The following is a 7,158-nucleotide window of genomic DNA, read 5'->3' as shown; positions in this document are numbered from 1 at the left end:
TGACAAATACGAGGCGAGAAACATGGACATTCTGCGCATAGCAGCCTTTTCGAACGGCAACACCGGTGGCAATCCCGCCGGCGTGGTGATCGGCGAGGCCTTGCCGGATACGGCCGACATGCAGCGCGTCGCGGCCGAAATCGGCTTCTCCGAAACCGCTTTCGCCGCGCCCGAGGGCGATAGCTGGCGTGTCCGCTACTTTTCGCCGGAATCGGAAGTGCCGTTCTGCGGCCATGCCACCATTGCGCTCGGTGCGGCGCTAGTCAGGAAGTTTGGCAACGGGGTCTTCGCGCTGATCCTCAATCAGGCGAACATCACCGTCGAAGGTTTTTGCAACGGCGCCAACGTCGCCGCCGCGCTGCAGTCGCCGCCGACGCGCAGCGGGCCGGCTTCGTCGGAACTGGCCGGCGAGGCATTGGCGCTGTTCGGCTACCAGCCGGGTGATCTCGATCCGGCCATTCCGCCAGCCCTGATCCACGGCGGCGCCGACCACCTCGTGCTGGCGCTGAGGTCGCGTGAGGCATTGGCCGCCATGGCTTATGACCTGAAGCAGGGCCAGTCCTTCATGCGGCGCGAAGGCTTGGTCACGATCCTGCTCGCTTATGCCGAGACGCCGCGCATTTTCCACACGCGCAATCCTTTTGCTTCCGGCGGTGTCTACGAGGATCCGGCGACAGGGGCGGCGACCGCGGCCTTTGCCGGCTATCTGCGCGATCTCGGCTGGCCGCATGGCGGCGCCATCGACATCGTCCAGGGCGAGGATATGGGCATGCGCTCGCGCCTCCATGCCGATATTCCGCCGACGCTTGGCAGCTCGATCCGGGTGTCCGGAACGGCGCAGCTAATGGACTGAGCTGAAGCAATTCCAGGAAAAGTGCGCCGCGGTTTTCCGTCCGGAATTGCGAAACCAAGAATCTTAGATAGGCCGCTTGAGGCCGAGATGGTCCCGCAGCGTGCGGCCTTCATAGTCCCTGCGGAACAGGCCGCGCCGCTGCAACTCCGGCACCACCAGCGTTGCAAAGGCGTCGAGCTCGCCCGGGAACCAGGACGGCATGACGTTGAAACCGTCGGCGGCGCCGCCTTCAAAACGCTCCTGCAATTCGTCGGCGATCTCTTCGGCAGTGCCGACAATCCGCCAATGGCCGCGCGCGCCGGCAAAGTATCGCGCCAGCTCGCGGATCGAGAGCCCGTCGCGGCGCGCCTGTTCGATGACCAGCGCCTGCCGGCTCTTCATGCCTTCGCTCTCCGGCAGCTCGGGCAGCGGCCCATCGATCGGGTAGCGCCCAAGATCGGAAATGCTGAGATAGCTGGAGAGCAGCGCCACGCCGACATCGTCGGGGATCAATTCCTGCAGTGCATCGTATTTCGCCTGTGCCTCGGCTTTCGTGGCGGCCACGATCGGCGCCACTCCGGGCATGATCTTCACATCGTCCGGCTGGCGGCCATAGGCGGCGAGCCGCCCTTTGAGATCGTCATAGAAGGCCCTGGCTTCCTCGAAAGTCTGCGCGGCCGAGAACACGACATCGGCGGTGCGCGCGGCCAGATCCTTGCCGTCGTCCGATGCTCCGGCCTGCACCATCACCGGCGCGCCCTGCGGCGAGGGCGGGACGTCGAGCGGGTCGCGCACCGAGAAGCTTTCGCCGTCATGGCCGGCCGGCTTGCGGTGCCAGAGCCCGGTGATCACCGTGGCGAACTCGCACGCCCGCGCATAGCGGTCGGCATGCGGCCGCAGCCCCGTCGCGCCGAAATTCGCCGCTTCGATCGGGCTGGCCGAGGTGACGAGGTTCCAGCCGGCCCGCCCGCCGCTCAGATTGTCGAGCGAGGCGAAGGTTCGCGCCAGCCCATAGGGTTCGTTGTAGCTGGTCGATGCCGTGGAAACCAGGCCGATGCGCTCGGTCTGGACGGCCAGGGCTGAAAGAAGGCTGATCGGCTCGAAGCCGATCGAGCGTGACGTCTGGCTGGCAATGTTGACATTGGCCTCGCGCAGGCCGGCGGCGTCCTCGCAGAACACCATGTCGAACTTCGCCGCTTCAGCAGTGCGGGCAAGTTGAATGTAATGCTCGATGTCGATACCGGCCGTCACATGCGCGTCCGGATGGCGCCAGGCGGCGATGTGGTGTCCGGTCGCCCACAAGAACAGGCCGAGCTTCATCCGGCGCGCGGTCATTTTGCGCCTCCTGTGCCGAGGCCAAGACGGGCGCGCAGCGTCGCGCCCTGCTGGCCCCGGCCGGCGAGGCCATCGCGTCGGAGCTCCGGCAAGGCACGGTCGGTAAAATTCTGAAGTGCCGGGACATCAGCCGGCAAAACAAGATTGAAGCCGTCGCAGCCGCTCGAGCCCAGCAAGCTTCGAAGCCCGTCGATAGGCGGCTCGGATTCAATGGCGACCGTCAGCAGCACCATCACGCCTTCCGGTTTGCGGCCGGCGGCAAGCGCCCGGCGTCTCAAGTCGGCGGTCGCAGCATTGGCAGCGTCGGCCGACTGTTCCGCGATCAGAATGACGTCGGCGCCACGGCTTGCGAAATCTCGATCGGTTTCGTTCAAACCGGACATGACCAGCACCGGCGTGTCCTGAGGCGAACGCGCGACATTGAGTGGCCCGCGCACCGCGAAGAACTCGCCCTTATGGTCGAGCATATGCATCCTGTCGGGATCGTGGAACCGGCCGCCCGCCTTGTCGAACAGCAAGGCATCGCCGTCCCAGCTCCGCCATAACCCTTGGACGATGCCGATATATTCCTCCGCGCGACGGCGAAAATCGCCATCGGAGAAACCTTCCGGGCGGCTGAAATTCGCCGCCTCGCGCGGGTTCTGCCTCAGTGTCGCGTTCCAGCCGACGCGGCCATGGCTGATGATGTCGAGCGAAGCAAAACGGCGCGCCAGATTGTAGGGCTGGTGCGCGAGCGTCGAGGCGCTGGCGACGAGGCCAATCCTGTAGGTCACCGTCGCCAAGGCGGCCAGCAGCGTGGTCGCTTCGAACGGGCTGGTCGATGGTCCCTCCGCGACGTCGGAAATGATGACCATATCCACACCGGCCGCTTCCGCCTGCCGTACGAAGGCGCTGATTTGGCCGAAGTCCAGGACGTCTTGTCCTGTGGCTGCGATGTTGAGCGAAACGGCGAAATGCATGTGGCGGCCCTCGGCTGCCCTGAAAATCGGGCAGACGTCTGGCCCCCAACCTAGGCCGCTCTTCGCGCATGGCAACCGGATCGAGTGGGCCACGAGGCTGTCATATGCCGACCAGCCTTTGACTGCATCAAGGCAGAGGCCTTGGCCCGAATGTCATGTTGGCGGCCACATGTTTCGGCGATTAGCCTGAACGCTCCTCGCGGTCGTCATTCTATGGCGGAGCAAGGAGCGAAGCGACGCGGCGCAGACCCGAGGATCCATTCCGTGACGTCGAGGCGCCGCGCAACGAGGCAGAATTCTGCTCCGCTGCGCCCCACGTCGAAGGTCACGGAATGGATCCTCGGGTCTGCGCGCCGCTTCGCGTCGCTCCGCCCGTGGATGACGACGTCGCGGAGGCTTCGGCCAACCGAGAGCAAGCCACCACTACTTCCCCGCAAGAATATCCTTGATCAGCCGCTGGCAGCGCTCGGCCATGAAGTCGAGCAGCAGCCGCACCTTCGGGTCCTGCAGCTTCTTGTGCGGATAGACGGCGGCGAATTGCACCGGCGTTGGCGGCGTCTGCGGCAGGATCACCTTCAGCCGGCGGTCGCGGATGAAGGGCTCGACCTCGAACCGCGGCTTGTTGATGATGCCGCGACCCGACAGCGCCCAGCCGGTCAGCACGTCGCCGTCGTCAGTGTCGTAAGGGCCGTGCACCTCGAACTTCTGCGGGCCGCCGGGCGTCTGCAGCGTCCAGACATATTCGCGCGCGCCGGCATAGCGCAGCATCAGGCAGTCGTGTTTCCTGCCGATCAGTTCCTGGGGTTCGGCGGGCTCGCCGCGCGCTTCCAGATATTTCGGCGCCGCCACCAGCACGCGCTCGCATTCCATGATGCCGCGCATCCTGAGGCTCGAATCCTCGATGATGCCGAGGCGGAAGGCGACGTCGATGCCTTCCTTCATGATGTCGACATTGTGGTCGGAGAGCCTGAGCCGCACCTCGATATCTGGATATTTGTCGTGGAAATCCGGGATGCCCGAGGCGATCAGCCGCCGTCCGAGGCCGAGCGGCGCCGTCACCCTGATGGTCCCGCGCGGCTGGCCGGACAGCGATGCGACCGCGGCTTCCGCCTCGGTGATGGCATCCAGCACCTGCTTGGCGCCGGTGTAGAACACTGTGCCGTGCTCGGTCGGCATCAATTGACGGGTCGTGCGGTTGAACAGCCGCACCCCCAGATGCTTTTCCAGTTCCTTGATGCGGTTGGAGGCGACGGCCGGAGAAATGCGCATGTCACGCCCCGCCGCCGACAGATTGCCGAGCTCGACGACGCGGACGAAGACGGCGATGTTGTCGAGATAGGCCATGCGTGGCTCTCAAACGGCTATGAGGGGCAAGCCTAGTATTTTCCATTTTTTTTTGAAAGTCATCGCGCACCTCGCCTCTTTTCGTTTGCGCTGCACACCGTAAAGTCGCTCTCATCGGCAGGGACGATTTCAATGATGGATTTCGCGATTTTCTGGGACTGGCTAAGCTTCGCCGTCCGCTGGCTGCATGTAATCACCGGCATCGCCTGGATCGGCTCCTCCTTCTATTTCGTCGCCCTCGATCTCGGCCTGCGCCAGCGTCCCGGCCTGCCTGCCGGCGCCTTCGGCGAGGAATGGCAGGTGCATGGCGGCGGCTTCTACCACATCCAGAAATACCTGGTGGCGCCGGCCGAGATGCCGGAACACCTCACCTGGTTCAAATGGGAGTCCTACGCCACCTGGCTGTCGGGCTTCGCCATGCTCTGCGTGGTCTACTATGCCGGCGCCGATCTCTTCCTGATCGATCCCAACGTGCTCAACATCTCGGCGCCGGTCGGCATCCTCTTGTCGCTGGCCACCATCGGCGTCGGCTGGATCGTATACGATCTTCTGTGCCGCTCGCCGCTCGGCAAAAGCGACACTGGGCTGATGCTGGTGCTCTATTGCGTGCTGGTGTTCATCGCCTGGGGGCTCACCCATCTCTTCACCGGCCGCGCCGCCTTCCTGCATCTCGGCGCCATCACCGCCACGATCATGTCGGCCAATGTCTTCATGGTCATCATCCCCAACCAGAAGATCGTCGTCGCCGACCTCATCGCCGGCCGCAAGCCTGACCCGAGATACGGCAAGATCGCCAAGCAGCGCTCGCTGCACAACAACTACCTGACCTTGCCGGTCCTGTTCCTGATGCTGTCGAACCACTACCCGCTGGCCTTCGGCACGCAGTTCAACTGGGTCATCGCCTCGCTGGTCTTCATCATCGGCGTGCTGATCCGGCACTATTTCAACACGGTCCATGCGCGCAAAGGCAACCCGACCTGGACCTGGCTGGGCGCCGCCGTGCTGTTCATGATCATCATCTGGCTGTCGACCGTCCCGAAGGTGCTGACCGGCGAGCCGAAGACCTCGGCCGCCTCCGCCGCCGCTCAGGTCTATATCGCCTCGGCGCATTTCCCGGCCGTGCGCGACACCGTGCTCGGCCGCTGCTCCATGTGCCATACGGAAGAGCCGGTCTATGAAGGCATCTACCATGCGCCGAAGGGCGTGCTGCTCGACACCGACGAGCGCATCGCCGAGCATGCGCGCGAGATCTACATCCAGGCCGGCCGGGCGCATGCCATGCCGCCCGCCAACGTCACCCAGATCACCGACCAGGAACGGGCCCTTCTGGTCGCCTGGTTCGAAGGCGCCGGAAAATAGGCATGACAGCGAAAATTCTGCGCGGCCGTACGCTCTCCTTCATGCGCTGGCCCGAAACGATCGACGACCATTCCGCCTGGCGCTACGAGGAGGATGGCGCCCTGCTGATTGACAATGGCAGGATCGTCGCCGCCGGCGCCTATGCGGATGTCTCGAAGAAGGCGGGCGCCGGCGTCGAGACGATCGACCATCGTCCGCATCTGATCCTGCCGGGCTTCCTCGACGCGCATGTCCATGTGCCGCAGATGCAGATCATCGCCTCCTACGGCGCCGAGCTGCTCGACTGGCTGAACAAATACACCTTTCCAGAGGAGTCGAAATTCCAGAACGCCCAGCATGGCCGCCGCATCGCGCGGCTGTTCCTCGACGAGATGCTGCGGCAAGGCACGACGACGGTCGCCGCCTATTGCTCGGTGCACAAATCATCGGCGGAAGCCTTCTTCGCCGAGTCGCATGAGCGCAACATGCTCAACATCGCCGGCAAGGTGATGATGGACCGCAACGCCCCGGACGGCGTGCTCGACACGCCGCAAACCGGTTACGACGACAGCAAGGCGCTGATTGCCGAATGGCACGGCAAGGGCCGTCAGCTCTATGCCATCACGCCGCGCTTCGCCATTACGTCTACGCCCGAGCAGATGGAGATGGCCGGCGCGCTCTGCCGCGAGCATCCCGGCCTGCACATGCAGACGCATCTGTCGGAGAACCACGCCGAGATCGCCTTCACCCAGGAGCTCTACCCCTGGTCGCGCGACTACACCGACGTCTATGAGCATTACGGCCTGCTCGGCAAAAAGAGCCTGTTCGGCCACTGCATCCATTTGTCGGAGCGCGAGGCGGATGCGCTGTCGCAATCGGGCTCGGTCGCGGTGTTCTGCCCCACCTCCAATCTTTTCCTCGGATCCGGCCTGTTCGACTACCAGCGCTATCGTCTGCGCGAGAAGCCGCTTCGGATTGCGGCCGCGACCGATGTCGGTGGCGGCACCAATTATTCGATGCTGCGCACCATGGACGAGGGCTACAAGGTGATCGCGCTGAACGGCGAGAAGCTGAACCCGTTCCAGTCCTTCTGGCAATTGACGCGCGGCAATGCCGAGGCGCTGTCGGTGGCCGACAAGGTCGGCACGCTGGAGGAGGGCACCGATGCCGACATCGTCGTGCTCGATGCCCATGCCACGCCGGGCATGCGGCTCAGGATGGAGACGGTCGAGACGCTGGCGGAGGAGCTGTTCCTCTTGCAGACGCTGGGCGACGATCGGGTTGTGCGCGAGGTCTATCTGGCGGGCCGTCCGGCGAAGAGCGCGATTGTCGCAGGGTGACCCCCTCACC

The 7,158-nt window shown here is 64.4% G+C and carries 6 protein-coding genes; 3 read left to right on the top strand and 3 right to left on the bottom strand.

Annotation, left to right across the window (positions count from 1 at the left end):
• Window positions 1-22 precede the first annotated feature (22 nt).
• Window positions 23-853: a PhzF family phenazine biosynthesis protein gene (locus EOA24_RS22080; RefSeq protein WP_126079897.1), complete on the top strand. Its 831-nt coding sequence runs from the start codon at window positions 23-25 to the stop codon at window positions 851-853.
• A gap of 63 nt (window positions 854-916) precedes the next feature.
• Here the strand turns inward: EOA24_RS22080 and EOA24_RS22075 are convergent, their stop codons facing one another.
• The 3 genes from EOA24_RS22075 to EOA24_RS22065 form a co-directional block, all read right to left on the bottom strand.
• Window positions 917-2,167, bottom strand: a complete 1,251-nt coding sequence (locus EOA24_RS22075; RefSeq protein ID WP_126079896.1) for an LLM class flavin-dependent oxidoreductase — start codon at window positions 2,165-2,167, stop codon at window positions 917-919.
• Window positions 2,164-3,126 (bottom strand): LLM class flavin-dependent oxidoreductase, encoded by a 963-nt coding sequence (locus EOA24_RS22070; protein WP_126079895.1) that lies wholly within the window; start codon window positions 3,124-3,126, stop codon window positions 2,164-2,166. The genes EOA24_RS22075 and EOA24_RS22070 overlap by 4 nt, the downstream gene beginning before the upstream one ends.
• A 423-nt stretch (window positions 3,127-3,549) precedes the next feature.
• Window positions 3,550-4,470 (bottom strand): LysR family transcriptional regulator, encoded by a 921-nt coding sequence (locus EOA24_RS22065; protein WP_126079894.1) that lies wholly within the window; start codon window positions 4,468-4,470, stop codon window positions 3,550-3,552.
• 132 nt (window positions 4,471-4,602) lie between these two features.
• Between EOA24_RS22065 and EOA24_RS22060 the strand changes: the two genes are divergently transcribed.
• Window positions 4,603-5,829, top strand: coding sequence for a urate hydroxylase PuuD (locus tag EOA24_RS22060; RefSeq protein WP_126079893.1), 1,227 nt, complete (start codon window positions 4,603-4,605; stop codon window positions 5,827-5,829).
• A 2-nt stretch (window positions 5,830-5,831) separates the two neighbouring features.
• The gene (gene guaD / locus EOA24_RS22055; RefSeq protein WP_126079892.1) at window positions 5,832-7,148 is read left to right on the top strand and encodes a guanine deaminase; all 1,317 of its coding nucleotides are present in this window, start codon (window positions 5,832-5,834) and stop codon (window positions 7,146-7,148) included.
• Window positions 7,149-7,158 lie beyond the last annotated feature (10 nt).

It is taken from the genome of Mesorhizobium sp. M2A.F.Ca.ET.039.01.1.1 (assembly GCF_003998035.1).
Classification (GTDB): domain Bacteria; phylum Pseudomonadota; class Alphaproteobacteria; order Rhizobiales; family Rhizobiaceae; genus Mesorhizobium.
The sequence above is the reverse complement of the archived record's forward strand: the minus strand, read 5'-3'. Positions and strand labels throughout refer to the sequence as shown.

Bases quoted from the DNA above. Each gene is read 5' to 3' on its own strand.
- EOA24_RS22080 (WP_126079897.1), top strand. From the start codon at position 23: ATGGACATTCTGCGCATAGCAGCCTTTTCGAACGGCAACACCGGTGGC.
- EOA24_RS22075 (WP_126079896.1), bottom strand. From the start codon at position 2,167: ATGACCGCGCGCCGGATGAAGCTCGGCCTGTTCTTGTGGGCGACCGGA.
- EOA24_RS22070 (WP_126079895.1), bottom strand. From the start codon at position 3,126: ATGCATTTCGCCGTTTCGCTCAACATCGCAGCCACAGGACAAGACGTC.
- EOA24_RS22065 (WP_126079894.1), bottom strand. From the start codon at position 4,470: ATGGCCTATCTCGACAACATCGCCGTCTTCGTCCGCGTCGTCGAGCTC.
- EOA24_RS22060 (WP_126079893.1), top strand. From the start codon at position 4,603: ATGATGGATTTCGCGATTTTCTGGGACTGGCTAAGCTTCGCCGTCCGC.
- guaD (WP_126079892.1), top strand. From the start codon at position 5,832: ATGACAGCGAAAATTCTGCGCGGCCGTACGCTCTCCTTCATGCGCTGG.